Raw genomic sequence first — 16,157 nt, forward strand, 5'->3', positions numbered from 1 at the left:
TCTTTCGACCTCAGGCTTTTAAGTTTTTATCTAATCAGGCGTGAGCCGATGCTTACGCACCGCAGCTGCTACAAGCCGAAGTGGTCGAAGCACACGAGCTGGTGCCGCAAGCTGGAACCTGGATGGTCTTAGGAACCATCTTGCAAACAGGAACCTGAACTTCTTCGGTCACGGTGTGAGGAACCATGACGGTGTACGTGCGAACTTTGTCTTCGTACACGTTCTTGTAGGTCGTAACCGGAACTTCCTTGGTACGAGTTTCCGTCTTGCAAACCATGTGCTTGACTTCCTTCGTGTGGGTTTCCGGAACCATGTTGCACACCTTGTAGGTGTACTCTTGCTGCTGAGCCACACACTCGGTGTAGTTCACTTCCTTCGACTTGGTTTCGGTCACGTAGTTGCACACCTGATAGGTGTACTCACGAGTTTCAGGAACACATTCGGTGTACGAGACTTCCTTCGACTTGGTCTCGGTCACGTAGTTGCAAACCTGGTAGGTGTATTCACGAGTTTCGGGAACACAAACCTTGTGCTTGACTTCCTTGGTCTTCGTTTCAGCAACCATGTTGCACACCTGGTAGGTGTACTCTTTGGTTTCTGGACGGCAGACCATGTGCCTGACTTCTTTCTGCTTGGTCTCGGTGACCATGTTGCAGACTTTGTAAGTCTGAGTACGTTCTTCCGGCTTCATGACGCACACGGTGTAGGTGTACGGCACTTCTTCGGTGACCTGACGCATGACGGTGCATTCGTAAGGTTCTTCGACAACGTTCGGACACCAAACCTTGCAGGTGGTTGGGCAACCGCAGCAGTCGGTGCTGGTCTTGGCTTGCCAGCAGCCACGATCAACGCTACGAGTCTTGGTGATCGTTTCTGGAACGCTTCGGCAAACGGTTCGCGTGCCAGAACGTTCTTCTTGATGAGGAACCATCACGGTGGTGGTACGCGTCTTGGTTTCCCAAACAGGCTTGCTCACCGTGTAGTCGACGGTCTTGGTCTCCCAGTCCTGAACCATGACGGTCTTGGTACCGGTCTTGGTTTCGTAGACAGGCTTGTTCACGGTGTAATTGACCGTCTTGGTTTCCCAAGTCGGAACCATCACGGTGCGGGTACCGGTCTTGGTTTCGTAAACAGGCTTACGAACGTTGTAGTTGACGGTCTTCGTCTTGGTTACGGGAACCATGACGGTTTTGGTACCGGTCTTGGTTTCGTAAACAGGCTTACGAACGTCATAGTTGACGGTCTTCGTCTTGGTCACGGGAACCATGACGGTCTTGGTACCGGTCTTGGTTTCGTAGACAGGCTTGTTCACGGTGTAGTTAACCGTCTTGGTTTCCCAAGTTGGAACTGTCACGGTGTACTGCTTGGTGACGTAGCTAGTTTCTGGAACGCGTTTGCAAACCTTGTAGGTCTGTTCACGAGTTTCAGGCTTGCAAACGGTCTTGGTAACAGTACGGGTTTCCATCACTGTCGTAGGAACCATGACGGTCTTTTCGACCATCGTGACAGGTGCCGTTTCTCCACAACCGGCCGAGCCACATCCGGCGTCACAGCTGGTAGCACAAGGCGTCGCACAGCCAGTTTGGCAGTGTCGGCGACCAGCTTCCGCGAGTTGCGGAACGCTCAAAAAGGTCATCGTAAGAATCAAAACAACACGGAGCATGGTCAATCTTTCCCCCAGAAACTTTCTGAAAACAAGTAGGTCATATGGGCGTCTCACCCGACGCCTCTTCAACAGTAGGTCATTCATCAGTCTTGACTGGCAAAGTTCGATTTTAACGGCTGCAAGGTTCGGGATAAATTAGGTTCTTGTGTATTTTAGGCAAAATATGCAAGGTCTGCGGTCGTGCAACCTAACGGAGGGGCTGATTCGCGAGTTGTGGGGTGGTATTAACAATACGACAGAATCACCTCTCGCTCGCCTGCCTCGGCTGAGGACATCCCACGGTGCCTGCCAAACCAACAAGCTGTGTCATCATTTCTGCGTTAGGGCTTTTCGCCGCAACGTGTGGCATCATTGCATCCATCGTGCCAACATTGCTTCCAAGTCCTGTCCTGACAACGTTTTTTGCATTGTTGGCGATTGGCATAGCGACAACCATGTTCGTGGCTATGCGCCAAAGCGAAGATTACCTAGGTAAGCGTTTGAGCGAACTCACTCAAGAAAATTTGCAGCTCCAGCAAGAGCTCGATACATTCCGGCTACTGCACGCCCAACTGCTCGAAGACAAAGTTTTCTTACAATTCTTAAAGGCCGACCAAGATCACGAGCGGCAATTGCTGGCCCTCGATCTTCATGACCTGAGTTTGCAGAATTTAACGTCTGTCCTATTTCAAATAGAAGCTCTTAGTCACCAGATGGACGCCACCGGCAACTCGCTGGAAGGAACCATCGACCTGCTTCGCGACAGCTTGTATCAGACCCGACGCGTGATGAACTGCCTGTCGCCAACGCTCGTCCAAGATGAAGGGGTCGTCACCAGCTTGCAGCGTTTGTTCGATCAGTTGGAAACATTTGTCGACAACGTGCGATTTCACCACGATGTCGAATTCGATCGCCTCTCTCCTTTGTGCGAATGTGCGCTGATACAGCTGGTTCGCGAGGCCTTAGATCAGATCCGTCGTAACCGCTTCGCTCGGAACGTCGAACTGGAACTTGTGCAAGAGGATGACCGACTTCAATTGTGTATCACCGACGACGGCCAAGGCGAACCAGTCGGCAGTCGGCGAATTCAGGAATGCCTTGAAATTCTGTCGGGGCATGCCGTGAGCCAGGGACAGGTCCTACGGGTAGATTTTTCCGTCACCGATTTGATTCAATCGGACACGATCAAAGAAAAATCTCGCGCATTCAGTTGAACTGCGTCGGAAAGATCGGCTAAAGGGTTATACTGAGAAGCATCTACCTACCTCGGTTTCGCACCTTCGACTCCTCTGCTCTTTAGTTATCATGCGCGTCGCCCTATTTGTCCCTTGTTACGTTGACCAGCTCTACCCGCGCGTTGCCATGGCGACTTTGGAGCTCTTAGAGCAACTCGGGGTCGAAGTTGAATTCCCGGAAGCGCAAACTTGCTGCGGACAACCGATGCTCAACAGTGGCTGCGATACCGATGCGCTGCCACTTGCCGAGCGGTTTGTCGAGATCTTCTCAGGCTACGACGCCATCGTTTGTCCCAGCGGTAGCTGCGTATCGATGGTGAAGAACCACTACAATCACCTTTTGCACGACAACGCCAAGTACGACAACCTCCGCACTCAGATCTACGAACTGTGCGAGTTCCTGGTCGATGTGCTGAAGATCGACTCGCTGCCGGTCAAATTTCCTTACAAGGTTGGTCTGCATTCCAGTTGTCACGGATTGCGTGAACTGCGTTTGGCCAGCGATAGTGAACTGAATACACCGGCGTTTAATAAACCGCGTCAACTGCTCGAACTATTAGACGGCGTCGAGTTCGCGGAGCTGAAACGCCAGGATGAATGCTGTGGCTTTGGTGGCACGTTTGCGGTTTCAGAAGAAGCGGTAAGCTGCACGATGGGCCGAGACCGGATTGCCGACCACCTGCAGGCCGGCACGCAAGTCCTGACCGCTGGTGACATGTCCTGCTTGATGCACTTGGCAGGGCTCATCAAACGCGAGAAGCAGCCCATCCGCGTCATGCATATTGCTGAGATCCTCGCTGGATACGAGATACCCCAATGAGCGTCATTAAAAGCTACGATCACCCCACCAATGCCGACCAGTTCAACAAGGACCAGGCCCGCACTCATTGGCACGATTCGTCGCTGTGGTTCATCCGCGAAAAACGGGACCGCATGTCGAAGAGCTTGCCCGAATGGGAAACGCTACGGGAATGCGCTTCGCAAATCAAAGCCCATACCGTCAGCAAGTTGGCCGACTACTTGGAAGAGTTTGAGAAGAACGCGACCGCGCGCGGAGCGACCATTCATTGGGCGAAGGATGCCGAAGAACACAATCAAATCGTGCTCGACATTTTACAGAAGCACGAGGCGCAGCGAATTGTCAAATCGAAGTCGATGCTGACCGAAGAATGCCACTTGAATCCGTGGCTTGAGAAACACGGTATCGAGGTGGTCGATACCGACCTGGGAGAACGCATCGTTCAGCTGCGGCAAGAGGCTCCTTCCCATATCGTGATGCCGGCCATTCACCTGAAAAAGGAAGAGGTCAGTGATACGTTTCACGAGCATCTGCAAACCGAACAAGGCAACCACGACCCGAACTACCTGACCGAATCGGCACGCCAGCATTTGCGGCAAAAGTTCTGCCAGGCCGACGTCGGCATTACCGGCGTGAACTTTGCCATCGCAGAGACCGGCGGCTTTGTTGTCTGCACTAATGAAGGGAACGCAGACCTGGGCGTTTCGCTTCCGAAGGTTCACATTGCTTGCATGGGAATCGAGAAGCTGATTCCTCAGGTAAACCACCTCAGCATCTTTCTGCGACTACTGGCCCGCAGCGCGACTGGCCAACCGATCACGACGTACTCTTCGCACTTCCATGGTCCGGTGGAAGGGGGCGAACTGCATATCGTTTTGGTCGACAACGGCCGCAGCGAATTAATGAACAGCGACGACTACCGAAACTCGCTCAAATGCATTCGTTGTGGTGCGTGCATGAATACATGCCCCGTCTATCGCCGCAGCGGAGGCCATAGTTACGCAGCGACCGTCCCAGGGCCGATCGGTTCGATCCTCAATCCACTTCGCGATGCCAAACACCACAAGACGTTGCCTTTTGCGTGTACGCTGTGTGGCAGTTGCAGCGATGTCTGCCCAGTGAAGATCAACCTTCACGAACAGCTTCTCACACTACGCACCGAAGTGAAAAACCAGAAGCAGCTGCCGATGTCGAAAACGCTGCCGATGCGGATTGTGTCGTATGTCTTCCAGCGGCCCAAGCTGTATGCCTGGCTCGGGGGTGTCGGCAAGTTTTTCTTGCGATCGATGCCACGTTTTCTGGTATACAACGCACTCAATCCATGGGGGCGCAATCGCGAGATGCCGGAAGCTCCACCGGAAAGTTTCCGCAAGCAGTACGCCCAACGAGCGAAAAAGAAGAACGACAACCGATGAGCAGCAAAGAGCAAATCCTAAAATCGGTCCGTAACCAGTTGGTCCCCTCGGCCGAAATGCCGAGCATGGATCAAGACTGGATTCAATACGAAGACGCAGTGGCCCACTTTGGCGATATTCTGCAAGCGGTCGGTGGAACCGCAATCGCCGTGGAAGGGATCGACGGGCTGAGCGAAGAGCTTGCCAAGATCCCGTTTTATACCGAAGCGAAAAAGACCGTCAGTTGCGTCGATGGGCTAGTGGGAACACTGGACCTTGATCGCGTCGAAGACCCGCACGAGTTAGAAGATGTCGACTACGCCGTCCTCCCAGGCGAATTTGCCGTGGCAGAGAATGCGGCGGTCTGGGTTAACGATGCCAAGATCCGGCACCGGGTAATCTACTTCATTCCGCAGCATATTTCCCTGGTCATCCACTGCCCCAACGGCCAAGTCGAAGAGGCCGTGGTGCACAACATGGCCGAGGCATACCAGCGATTAGCGTGGAGTCAAAACGAGTTCGGCTGTTTTATCTCCGGTCCGTCCAAGACGGCTGACATCGAGCAATCGCTCGTGATCGGTGCCCATGGGGCGCGTTCGCTGAATGTCTTTTTTGTTTTTTGATTGCGTGAGCCCTTTGGTTTCTTCATCGCGCTTTTTGCGTTCCCGGCGCGTTTGATTCTCTTCGCCGTCTGGCCCTCGGCTTTGCTCAACCTGCACCACATCGGAAGTTTGGCGACGCCGCTGCTCCCAACGTTCGCGTCGGCGCTCCCATTCCTCTATCTGCTCAGGCGTCGGATGGGCTTGGTCTCCCCTGCGCCGTCCGCGGTGATTATTGTCGCCGCGTCCCTGTCGGGCGGAATTACTGCGGTTGTCCCAATGTGGCTTAAGATCGCGGGTTTCGCTTTCGACCATGGCGATTTGCTTTGCGGTCACTTGATAGTGCACGATCTCTGCCTGGCGGCGATTTTCAGGAACGATACGAATCACCTCTAGCATCGCGTAGCCATCTTGCGGGCTGAGGTGGGTACTGCGAATGGCACCCACGTCGGTGGCGATCTGGCGATCCACGATTTGGCTCCACTTGTCGACCAAGATCAGTTCCTCGCGATTGGTCGATTCGTTTTTCGCTGGCTTGAGATCGGTGAGAACGTACACCTGGCAGTCGTCCCCAAACTCGGAAACGAAGTCCGCTTTGAGCCGAACGTTGTATTTGACCGGCCCCCACAGCGATTCTCGCGGCATGCGATAAGCGAGAAGCTCTTTCTGAAAATAAGCAACGTAACTTGGCCCATGCATATATGCTAAAGCGCTAAAGAGAACTAACCCGGGCAAAACCACTTGTGTCATCTTGGTCCAGGTAGATTCCTTAAGGATCATGCTCTTTCTTTCTCTGTCTGTCTGTTCCGGGGCAGTAGCGGCGAAGGTAGGCTGGGGAAGCCGCTCTCTTAGAATCAACCGCGCAGAAGCGCGCAGGTGTCGCTCTTCAAGCACGATTTTCACGGAATCTGCCATCTCGTCAAGTAATTCGTAGACTTACGAATCGTGCGGAGACTAAATGTCAACTCCGGAGTCGCTAGCACGTTTTCGCAGGGCAGCCTCGAAATAATAGAAACGACGCCCCTTGTCATATTCTCGCGACCATTGAAAGGTCGAGTAGACCATTTTCAAACTTAGCTTGTCCAGTTTAACGAGCAAGACAACCTGGTCGATGAATTCGAACTGTTCTGGAAGACGAGCGTATAGCCCTCGTTCAAGCGTTTCTTTCAAATTGGGCACATCCGCCGCGTCGAGACGATGCGGAACGAGCCAACCTTGCCCGAGCGAGTAAGCACCCCCGAGAGCAAAACTGCCAGCAATCCATTTCAGCATTCGACGTCGCATCATCGACCTCCTTAGGCATCGAGAAAATTCGGGCGCGATACGTACCAGATTCCCCTTCGTCTTGGCAAGAGCAACAGAGACATGGTTTCCGCTAGCAACGAATCCACACCTCTTAATGCAGATATAGCCACCGCTATTAAACGCCGAAGAGGCAAAGCTTGACATTATATTTTGAAATCGTCATACTGCCGTGAAAGGCCTGTTACTGAGGGGTTGTTCCTGACAGGCTTCCCATTTTTGAGGACCGCGCTATCCCCGCAAGCGCTGAATGCCCAACTAGAGAGAGCCTCATCTCTCACGAGTCATCTCCTACTTGGTGACGATTTATGGGTGTTCTACCTCCGCTTGTTTGCCGTCACGGCTACGTGAAGGTAAACGTCCCAATTTTGGCCAAGGAGCATACCTATGCTGGTCATACCTGGAAGTAAGGCGAAGGACGTCTGCGATTCCCACCTGGGGCCTACTCGGCGCGACCTGCTGCGCGTGGGTGGTTCTGCCATGCTGGGGCTCTCTCTCGGGCAAATGATGAATTTGCAATCGGGCCAAGTCCAGGCAGCCGAGTCCAACGCGCACGGACCGAATTTCGGCAAAGCCAAGAGCATCATTCTGGTTTACCTGCAAGGCGGTCCGAGCCAATTGGACCTGTGGGACCCGAAAGACGATGTACCAGACAACGTACGTAGCGTGTTCAAGCGAATCGGTAGCAAAGTTCCTGGGATGGACCTGACCGAGAACATGCCCAAGCTTGCTCAAGAGACGGACAAGCTCACGCTCATTCGCTCGATGAGCTACACCCCGGTTGGCCTGTTTAATCACACCGCGGCGATCTACCAAATGCATACCGGCTACACGGCCGATAAGGTTAGCCCGAGTGGACAGTTAGAACCGCCCACGCCAAAAGACTTCCCAAACTTCGGCTGCAACATCATCAAATTCAAGCCGCCGGAAGTTGCCATGCTTCCCTTTGTGATGATGCCGCGTCCGCTGCAGGAAAGCAACGTCGTCAACAAATCTGGCACGGCCGGATTTTTGGGGCGTGCTTACGATCCGTATTACCTCTTCCCACCGGGAGATGATATGGACATGAACAAGATGGACCGAATCAACGTCGACGACTTAAAGCTGCGGCCCGAAATCACCAGCACGCGGTTGGGGCGTCGGGCACGCCTGCGAGACATGATCAACGCCGGCATGCCAGCGTTGGACAAAGCGGTCGATTCTTACGACCTGGACAAGTACTATGAAACAGCCTTGAATCTGATCTCCAGCGGTCGAGCACGCGATGCGTTCGATCTTTCTAAAGAATCCGATAAGACCCGCGATCGCTATGGCCGGAACACGTTTGGCCAGAGTCTGTTACTGGCGCGACGCTTGGTCGAAGCAGGTACCCGTGTTGTGGAAGTGATCTGGCCGAAAGTCGCCAACAGCAACAATCATAGCTGGGATCATCACGTAGATCTGACCAAACGTATGAAAGACCAATCGGCTCCGATGCTGGATTCAGGCCTTTCCTCGTTGATTGCCGACCTGGACGACCGCGGCATGCTCGATGAAACACTGGTCGTCGCCGTAGGTGAGTTCGGCCGCAGTCCCCAGCGCGGCGTGAGCACCTCCGGCAACAACAATAGCGCCGATGGACGCGACCATTGGCCCTATTGCTATACCGCGTGTCTGGCTGGCGCTGGCATCGGACGCGGCAAGGTTTACGGTGAATCCGACGACACGGCGTCCGCGCCGAAGAACGATCCGGTTCATCCAACCGAGCTATTGGCCACGATATACCATGCGATCGGCATCGATCCCCAGACAATTGTTTACAACCATTTGAATCAGCCCCGCGAGCTAGTGAAAGCCGAAGCCGTTACGGCACTCTTCGGTTAGAACGAACTCCACCCCATCCTTTTCTACCATCCTCCCTATTCCTTTTCACGAAACGGCCTCGGTGAACCCCAATTCATCGAGGCCGTTTTTTCTTCGAGAAAAGTGACTTCGGCCTAATCTTGCAAGATTTTTTTCGACTATCTGGCCCAGATATCGTTATTCTTCCACCTCGTTTTGCGGCTAAACGCCTTTGGAAAGAGGTGCAATTTGGGTAGAACAGAATAGAGGACGGCCAGCAAGTCTCCGTACGGGTTTGGCCGTTTCTTCGTTTTCGTGATCGCGCGGTCTGCCAGCAGCCTCTCTCTGAGCTTTCTGGGAAATTCTGTGAAAGGACATATAGAGAGACATGAGCCGCAATTCAGATGAATCGGGCGGGTGCTCAATTGACGAGGTCATCACGACGGCCGCTCTCGCAAACCGGCCTAGTCGGTCGCCCGATTTCGCTGCTGAAAACCAAGCCTTGCTTGAACTTGGATCAGCTTTCGCTGACTCGCCGAAAGGCGTTTTACAAAAGCTTGCCGACATTGCATTGGAATTGTGTGGCGCCGGTTCTTCGGGCATCAGTATCGCCGAGGCCGAAGGGGATCAGGCTATTTTCCGCTGGCGGGCGACCGCCGGAGAATTTCAGAAATATTACCTGGGCACAATGCCTCGTGACTTCAGTCCTTGTGGAGTCGTACTACAACGCGACGACTTGCAGGTTATGTCGAACCCGGCCCGAGCTTTTCCCTACATCGCTTCGATCTCTCCTCAACCGCTGGAAGTGCTTCTTGTTCCGTTCTATCGACAAGACCAGGCGATCGGTACGGTTTGGGTCGTATCTCATTCGGAACACAAAAAGTTCGATGCTGAGGATGCACGTATCGTAAAGAACCTCGCTCAATTCGCCTCGGCAGCAGTTCAGAACTTGCAGGCATTGGAAGAGTCGGAAAACGTAGCGAACCAAGTGAGCTCGCAGCAGAAGGCCCTCGAACAGATCGAACAAGACTTGCTCGAAACACAGCGGCGGCTTCAATCGACACTCTCCGCAGCGGAGGTCGCTACCTGGACATGGGAGATCGCTTCCAACCGAGTGGTTGCCGATAAGAATTTAATCCAGATGTTCGGCATCTCTCCTGAGATTGCCAATGGGGGGCCCATCGAAGCCTACTTTGCAGCGATTCACCCCGAAGATCAAGACGCGGTTCAGCGAAAAGCACAGCGTGCCATCGAAACAGGATCTGAGTATGAAGCAATTTATCGAGTTCAAGACGCGAAGGGTGAGCTGCGTTGGGTGATCGCACGGGGATCAGTCGAGCGTGACGAGTACGGCATCGCCGCTCGTCTGCCGGGGGTAGTCGTGGATGTCACACGCCAGAAAGAAGCTGAGAATCTAGCCAGTCGACTTGCGCACGAGTCGGATCAGTTACGCAGAACCTATGAGACGGCCCTATCGAATACCGCTGACCTCAACTTCGTTTGCGACGGCGATGGCAAGTTCACCTATGTCAACAAAGCATTTCTCGATCTGTGGCAAAAGGAGATGTCCGACGTGGTTGGTCAATCGGCCATACCTTCGCAGTCCCCAAACGACATTACCGAACGATTTCAAAATCAAATTCAAACGGTTATTCAAACCCGCAAGAGTCTTCGCGACGAAGCCACCTACCAGACTCCCGACGGGGTCCGGCAGTATGAATCGATCATTCAACCAGTCCTAGGAGAAGGCGGCAACATCGAGGCCGTGGTCGGTTCGTCTCGTGATATTACGCAGCGTAAGGAGTTTGAGCAGCATTTACTGGAAACACATCGCCAGAAAGACGAATTCCTAGCTACCCTGGCTCATGAACTGCGTAACCCCTTGGCCCCAATCCGAACGGGCCTGCAACTTTTAAAATTCGATCACGTCTCGGAAGAAGATGCGACCGATGCGATCGACATCATGGAACGACAGATTGCCCACCTGGTACACTTGGTCGACGACTTACTCGATGTTTCGCGTGTGACCAGCGGCAAGATCATTCTTCGCAACGAACCGGTTGATCTGCGATCAATGATCAAATCGGCCTTAGAGATGTGTCGCAGTAACATGACCGACCGCCATCACCGGTGGACCGTCGAACAACCCGAGTCGCCTGTCTTGGTCAATGGTGATGCGGTTCGGCTGACACAGATACTGACGAACGTAATTAACAATTCCTGCAAGTATACGCCCGACGGTGGACTTATCTCGCTGTCTCTCTCGATAGAAGCAGGCCACGCGATCGTCAAAATCCGTGACAACGGCATCGGAATTCCCGATGACTTGCTCTCTCAGGTTTTTGAAATCTTTAAACAAGTCGAACCTTCCCTCGATCGCGCCCAGGGTGGCCTAGGGCTAGGCCTGACTCTTTCGCAGCGTCTTGTAGAAATGCATGGCGGAACCATCCGCGCTGACAGTGCCGGAATCGGGCAAGGCAGCACGATCACCATCTCACTTCCTACGACCGTTCACTCCAAAACCAGCATGCAAGACAAGACTCCCTTAGCAGCTTCTTCGACCGGCCGGAGCCTTAAAATTCTAGCCGTGGACGACAACGTCGGGGCCGCACGACTCTTGAGCAAGCTACTGAGCAAGCTCGGAGACCATGACGTCGATGTCGCCCACGACGGAAACACGGTACTCAGAAAAGCGGCCGAGGATTGTCCCGATTTAATTATTATGGACATCGGGATGCCGGGAATGAACGGATATGAAGTGGCCCGAAAACTCCGTCAAATGCCTGAAGCTAAAGATACTTTCTTGGTGGCATTAACGGGATACGGCCAAGATTCCGATCGCAATGAAGCGCGTTCATCCGGATACGACGAACACCTGACCAAGCCCCCTTCGCTAGATGCCTTGCAAGACATGCTGCGACATCCCAAGCTACATCAGTAATCGCCGCGACAAACGCAGGAATTGGTTCAGGTTTTGTCTATTAGAAAAACAAAAACGCGTCCTGCCACTGGGGTGCGGCAAGACGCGTTTTCTAAAGGTTTGATTGCCCGAAAACCGGCGATTAATTTCGGTCCGAGCGATCCACGTCGAAACGATCGAGATCCATCACCTTGCTCCAAGCATTGACGAAGTCACTGACAAACCGTGCTTCTGCACCGTCGGTTGCGTAGACTTCAGCAATCGCCCGAAGCTGCGAATTAGATCCGAAGATCAGGTCGACGCGGGTTGCCGTCCATTTGACCTCGCCGGACTTGCGATCACGGCCTTCAAAAGCGTTGTCACCGGTCTGGTGCCAAGTGGTGTCCATATCCAGCAAACTGACGAAGAAATCGTTGGTTAGTGCGCCCGGCTTGTTGGTCAGCACGCCAGCCTGCGAGTCGCCGGTGTTGGCGTCGAGGGCCCGCATTCCACCCACCAAGACAGCCATTTCCGGAGCAGACAACGTCAAGAGGTTCGCCTTATCGATCAGCTTTTCTTCCGGATTACGACGATCGTAATCGTTCTTGCCGATATAGTTACGGAAGCCGTCAGAAGTTGGCTCCAAGTAGGCAACCGACTCGACGTCGGTCATTTCCTGGGTCGCATCGGTCCGACCAGGCGTGAAGGGAACTTTCACATCGTGACCGGCTTCTTTGGCTGCGAATTCAACCGCCGCACAACCACCCAGCACGATCAAGTCGGCCAACGAAACCTGCTTGTCGCCAGACTGCGAATTGTTGAAATCCTTTTGGACTTTTTCCAACGTCGCAATTACCTTGGCGGTTTGCTCTGGGTTGTCCACGGCCCAATTCTTTTGCGGAGCCAGGCGAATGCGAGCACCATTGGCACCACCACGCATGTCCGAACCACGGAACGTACTTGCCGAAGCCCAGGCCGTTTCGACCAATTCGGGAACCGTCAGATTGGTATCGAGGATCGATTTCTTCAAGGAAGCCACGTCGGCATCATCGATCGTTTCGTAGTCGGCCGTCGGAACAGGGTCTTGCCACAGCTGCGGTTCGGGGACATCGGTACCCAGCAATCGAGCATGGGGGCCCATATCGCGGTGGGTCAATTTATACCAAGCCTTGGCGAACGCCTTTTCAAATTCGGCCGGATTCTCGTGGAAACGCTTCGAGATCTTGGCGTATTCCGGATCCATCTTCAGCGCCAGGTCGGTCGTGAACATCATCGGGGCGTGTGACTTATCTGCCAAGTGAGCATCTGGGACCGTACCGGCACCTTCACCATTTTCAGGCTTCCACTGCTGGGCACCTGCAGGACTCTTGGTCAGTTCCCATTCAAAACCAAACAAGTTCTCAAAGTACTCGTGCGACCATTGGGCTGGTGTGGAGGTCCAAGCACCTTCCAAACCACTGGTGATCGTATCTTCCGCGTTGCCTTTGCCGAACTTGTTCTTCCAACCCAAGCCTTGCTCCTGGATGCTGGCTGCTTCTGGTTCAGGACCGACATTATCTTTCGGCGGAGCGGCACCGTGCGCTTTACCAAACGTATGACCACCGGCGATCAGGGCAACTGTTTCTTCGTCGTTCATTGCCATGCGACCAAACGCGACACGAATTGCCTTGCCAGCTTCTAGCGGGTTGGGCTCGCCCTTGGGGCCTTCTGGATTGACGTAGATCAAACCCATCTGCGTTGCACCCAGTGGATTGTCGAGTTCGCCATCGCCGTGATAGCGATCGCTCCCGAGCCATTCATTTTCCGGACCCCAGTAGACATCCAATTGCGGTTCCCAAACGTCTTCACGACCGCCGGCAAAACCGAAGGTTTCAAATCCCATATCCTCTAATGCGCAGTTGCCTGCCAAAATCATGAGATCAGCCCAAGAAATTTTGTTGCCGTACTTCTGTTTGATGGGCCAGAGCAAGCGACGCGACTTGTCGAGACTAGCGTTGTCGGGCCAGCTGTTCAGTGGAGCGAAACGTTGGGTACCGTCTGAAGCACCCCCGCGACCGTCGGTCACGCGGTAGGTACCGGCGCTGTGCCAGGCCATGCGAATAAACAACGGACCATAATGACCATAGTCAGCCGGCCACCAGTCTTGCGATGTGGTCATCAACTCCTTGAGGTCGGACTTCACTGCCTTGAGGTCAAGCTTCTGAAACTCTTCGGCATAGTTGAAATCGGGACCCAGAGGATTGCTTGGGGCTGAATTCTGATGGAGCACCTGCAGATCGATCTGGTTAGGCCACCAATTCTTGACCGACATCACGGGGCCGGAATTCATGTAGGCTTCCGGAATCTTTTCCCCATCATCCGTCTTGGCATGAGCCGCGGTAAATAGGGCATTCATGGCTCCGGTGATAGGACACTTACTCGCCGGTGCCACCGAGTCTGCACTCGGATGGCCGGCAGGTACGGTTGGCTCCTGGGCCGAGGCGGATACTGTGAGGCACATCACCGCACAACTCGCCCAAAAAGTGGTGATGGGAATTGTTCGTGTCATGATCTCTCCGGTTGGTTGAGAATGATGGGAAATGGCCCACGGTGGGACGCTGGCCTATCGTCTTCCTTAGATTCTGATGTATGTCGAGCAATTCATCCAATGAATATCCCCTATGGCTACTATGCACAAAACGCATAGTACAGTTCAGGAGCTCTATCCGGAAATCTAGAACCCCAGTCAGCCGGTCACAACAATTTTCCGAATCATAACGCAGAGAATACGCCAAATTCTCATATAAACTCAGTGGAACGTGATTTGCCCGTAACAGCCGCTAGCGTGCTCATATCCCTTAAACTTGGAAAAGTTGACCTTCGCGCTCGACTCAGGTCGACACATGCCCGATAGATGACTGTGGCACGAATTGCCCTAATTGTTATCTTGATCGCAGGACACGCGCGGCGTAATGTCGGGGCGCGATAATTTACTCGCCGCGCGATCTTCTCAATCAACTCAACGCTTAACGAGCGGAAGTCGCATGTTCCAGAATACATCCGGAAAGCCCCTGGATACGCACCAGAAGGCGCTCAGCGTCAATTTGGATAACCGCCGATACGGCACGTTTGCTGAGATTGGTGCCGGCCAGGAGGTCGTTCGCTGGTTCTTCCGTGTTGGTGGTGCTGCCGGCACGATCGCCAAGAGCATGTCAGCTTACGACATGCAGGTCAGCGATGCGATCTATGGCCGTGCAAAGCGATACGTCTGCCGTGAACGGCTGCAAGCGATGCTCGACCAAGAGCACGCACTGAACCTGGAACGGTTGACCGACATGCGGGGCGAGACAAGCACGTTCTTTGCTTTCGCAGATACCGTGAAAGCCCGCGGCTATCAGGGGGGATCGGAATGTCACGGCTGGATGGGCATCAAGTTTCAAGCCCACTCTCGCGATGACGACAGCCAGATCATCATCCATGTCCGCATGCTGGACAACGAGATGGCCCTGCAACAGGAAGCGCTTGGCATTGTTGGCGTAAACCTGGTGTATGGTGCGTTCAATTACCATCATGAACCTGAATTGCTGGTCGATTCGCTGCTAGATGGTCTTTCGACCTCGCGCATCGAGATCGACATGATCGAGTTCTCAGGCATCGCTTTCCGCCGAGTCGATAACCGCCTGATGAGCTTGAAGCTGGTGGAATTGGGCTTGAGCGGCGCGGCCATGTTCGCTGCCAATGGCGAGGTTTTGCAGCCGTCGGAATTCCTTTACAAGAAACATATTCTGGTAGAACGCGGCAGCTTCCGTCCGGTTTGCAACGTGAACCTAGACATGCTTAATTGTGCTCACGAAAAGTTCTCGCAGCTTCCTGACGTCAAAGGGAAAGAGGTGGCTCAAATCATGGAGATCACCATGCGGAACTTGAAAGCCGAAGGTGAAATCGACCGCCGCGACTTCTTGGCGCGGGCCGACGTGATGGCCGCCTGCGGCATGAACGTGCTGATTTCTGACTACTTTGAATACTATCGCCTGGGCGCTTATTTGGCTCGCTGCACTAACGAACATATCGGCGTGGTCATGGGAGCAGCCAGCCTCCGTGAACTGTTCGACGAAAAGTATTACACGAAGCTCGATGGCGGTATCTTGGAGTCGTTCGGACGACTGTTCAAGAACGATCTTAAGATCTACTGCTACCCCCTGAGAGATCGCGACACCGGCGAGCTACTGACCTGCGAATCGCTGAACATCAAACCGGAACTGCAGAAGCTCTACCGCTACTTGCTAGAACGGGATGGGATCAGCGATCTCGACAACTACAATCCCGAGTGCCTGGACATCTTCTCGCGAGATGTGCTTAAGAAGATCGGCGATTGCGACCCCACCTGGGAAACGATGGTACCACCACCGGTGGCCAAGGTGATCAAGGAACGCAAGTTCTTCGACTACCAGTGCCCCGATGATGATTCGTGTGCGGTCTCGTAA

The 16,157-nt window shown here is 53.7% G+C and carries 10 protein-coding genes; 7 read left to right on the plus strand and 3 right to left on the minus strand.

Translation table 11 applies throughout. The features are described from left to right. Nucleotides 1-52 precede the first annotated feature (52 nt). The gene (locus HOV93_RS01655; RefSeq protein WP_207394699.1) at nt 53-1,663 is read right to left on the minus strand and encodes a hypothetical protein; all 1,611 of its coding nucleotides are present in this window, start codon (nt 1,661-1,663) and stop codon (nt 53-55) included. Between the two features lie 284 nt (nt 1,664-1,947). Here HOV93_RS01655 and HOV93_RS01660 point away from each other — a divergent pair, with 284 nt between their 5' ends. The 4 genes from HOV93_RS01660 to HOV93_RS01675 all read left to right on the plus strand — a co-directional run bounded on the left by HOV93_RS01660 (nt 1,948) and on the right by HOV93_RS01675 (nt 5,696). Beyond that, nucleotides 1,948-2,859, plus strand: coding sequence for a sensor histidine kinase (locus tag HOV93_RS01660; RefSeq protein WP_207394700.1), 912 nt, complete (start codon nt 1,948-1,950; stop codon nt 2,857-2,859). 91 nt (nt 2,860-2,950) lie between these two features. After that, entirely contained in the window at nt 2,951-3,700 is a 750-nt protein-coding gene (locus HOV93_RS01665) for a (Fe-S)-binding protein (protein WP_207394701.1), read from the plus strand. After that, nucleotides 3,697-5,094 (plus strand): LutB/LldF family L-lactate oxidation iron-sulfur protein, encoded by a 1,398-nt coding sequence (locus tag HOV93_RS01670; RefSeq protein ID WP_207394702.1) that lies wholly within the window; start codon nt 3,697-3,699, stop codon nt 5,092-5,094. Before HOV93_RS01665 ends, HOV93_RS01670 begins: the two co-directional genes overlap by 4 nt. After that, the gene (locus HOV93_RS01675) at nt 5,091-5,696 is read left to right on the plus strand and encodes a LutC/YkgG family protein (RefSeq protein ID WP_235989676.1); all 606 of its coding nucleotides are present in this window, start codon (nt 5,091-5,093) and stop codon (nt 5,694-5,696) included. The genes HOV93_RS01670 and HOV93_RS01675 overlap by 4 nt, the downstream gene beginning before the upstream one ends. 930 nt (nt 5,697-6,626) lie before the next feature. Here the strand turns inward: HOV93_RS01675 and HOV93_RS01680 are convergent. Beyond that, nucleotides 6,627-6,959, minus strand: a complete 333-nt coding sequence (locus tag HOV93_RS01680) for a hypothetical protein (protein WP_207394703.1) — start codon at nt 6,957-6,959, stop codon at nt 6,627-6,629. Nucleotides 6,960-7,361: 402 nt separating this feature from the next. Here HOV93_RS01680 and HOV93_RS01685 point away from each other — a divergent pair, with 402 nt between their 5' ends. Continuing rightward, nucleotides 7,362-8,837 (plus strand): DUF1501 domain-containing protein, encoded by a 1,476-nt coding sequence (locus HOV93_RS01685; protein WP_207394704.1) that lies wholly within the window; start codon nt 7,362-7,364, stop codon nt 8,835-8,837. Between the two features lie 346 nt (nt 8,838-9,183). After that, nucleotides 9,184-11,736 carry an ATP-binding protein gene (locus HOV93_RS01690; RefSeq protein ID WP_207394705.1) on the plus strand — a complete coding sequence of 851 codons (2,553 nt, stop codon included), beginning with the start codon at nt 9,184-9,186 and terminating at the stop codon, nt 11,734-11,736. 121 nt (nt 11,737-11,857) lie between these two features. Here HOV93_RS01690 and katG read toward each other — a convergent pair whose 3' ends face one another. Beyond that, the gene (katG, locus tag HOV93_RS01695; protein ID WP_390813598.1) at nt 11,858-14,242 is read right to left on the minus strand and encodes a catalase/peroxidase HPI; all 2,385 of its coding nucleotides are present in this window, start codon (nt 14,240-14,242) and stop codon (nt 11,858-11,860) included. 475 nt (nt 14,243-14,717) lie between these two features. Here katG and HOV93_RS01700 point away from each other — a divergent pair, with 475 nt between their 5' ends. Beyond that, the gene (locus HOV93_RS01700) at nt 14,718-16,157 is read left to right on the plus strand and encodes a TonB-dependent receptor (RefSeq protein WP_207394706.1); all 1,440 of its coding nucleotides are present in this window, start codon (nt 14,718-14,720) and stop codon (nt 16,155-16,157) included.

Source organism: Bremerella alba (genome assembly GCF_013618625.1).
GTDB classification, from domain to species: domain Bacteria; phylum Planctomycetota; class Planctomycetia; order Pirellulales; family Pirellulaceae; genus Bremerella; species Bremerella alba.

What these genes read in the sequence shown, in the direction of transcription:
- HOV93_RS01675 (WP_235989676.1), top strand. Translation starts at nt 5,091, where the DNA reads ATGAGCAGCAAAGAGCAAATCCTAAAATCGGTCCGTAACCAGTTGGTC.
- HOV93_RS01680 (WP_207394703.1), bottom strand. Translation starts at nt 6,959, where the DNA reads ATGATGCGACGTCGAATGCTGAAATGGATTGCTGGCAGTTTTGCTCTC.
- katG (WP_390813598.1), bottom strand. Translation starts at nt 14,242, where the DNA reads ATGACACGAACAATTCCCATCACCACTTTTTGGGCGAGTTGTGCGGTG.
- HOV93_RS01665 (WP_207394701.1), top strand. Translation starts at nt 2,951, where the DNA reads ATGCGCGTCGCCCTATTTGTCCCTTGTTACGTTGACCAGCTCTACCCG.
- HOV93_RS01685 (WP_207394704.1), top strand. Translation starts at nt 7,362, where the DNA reads ATGCTGGTCATACCTGGAAGTAAGGCGAAGGACGTCTGCGATTCCCAC.
- HOV93_RS01700 (WP_207394706.1), top strand. Translation starts at nt 14,718, where the DNA reads ATGTTCCAGAATACATCCGGAAAGCCCCTGGATACGCACCAGAAGGCG.
- HOV93_RS01655 (WP_207394699.1), bottom strand. Translation starts at nt 1,663, where the DNA reads ATGCTCCGTGTTGTTTTGATTCTTACGATGACCTTTTTGAGCGTTCCG.
- HOV93_RS01670 (WP_207394702.1), top strand. Translation starts at nt 3,697, where the DNA reads ATGAGCGTCATTAAAAGCTACGATCACCCCACCAATGCCGACCAGTTC.
- HOV93_RS01690 (WP_207394705.1), top strand. Translation starts at nt 9,184, where the DNA reads ATGAGCCGCAATTCAGATGAATCGGGCGGGTGCTCAATTGACGAGGTC.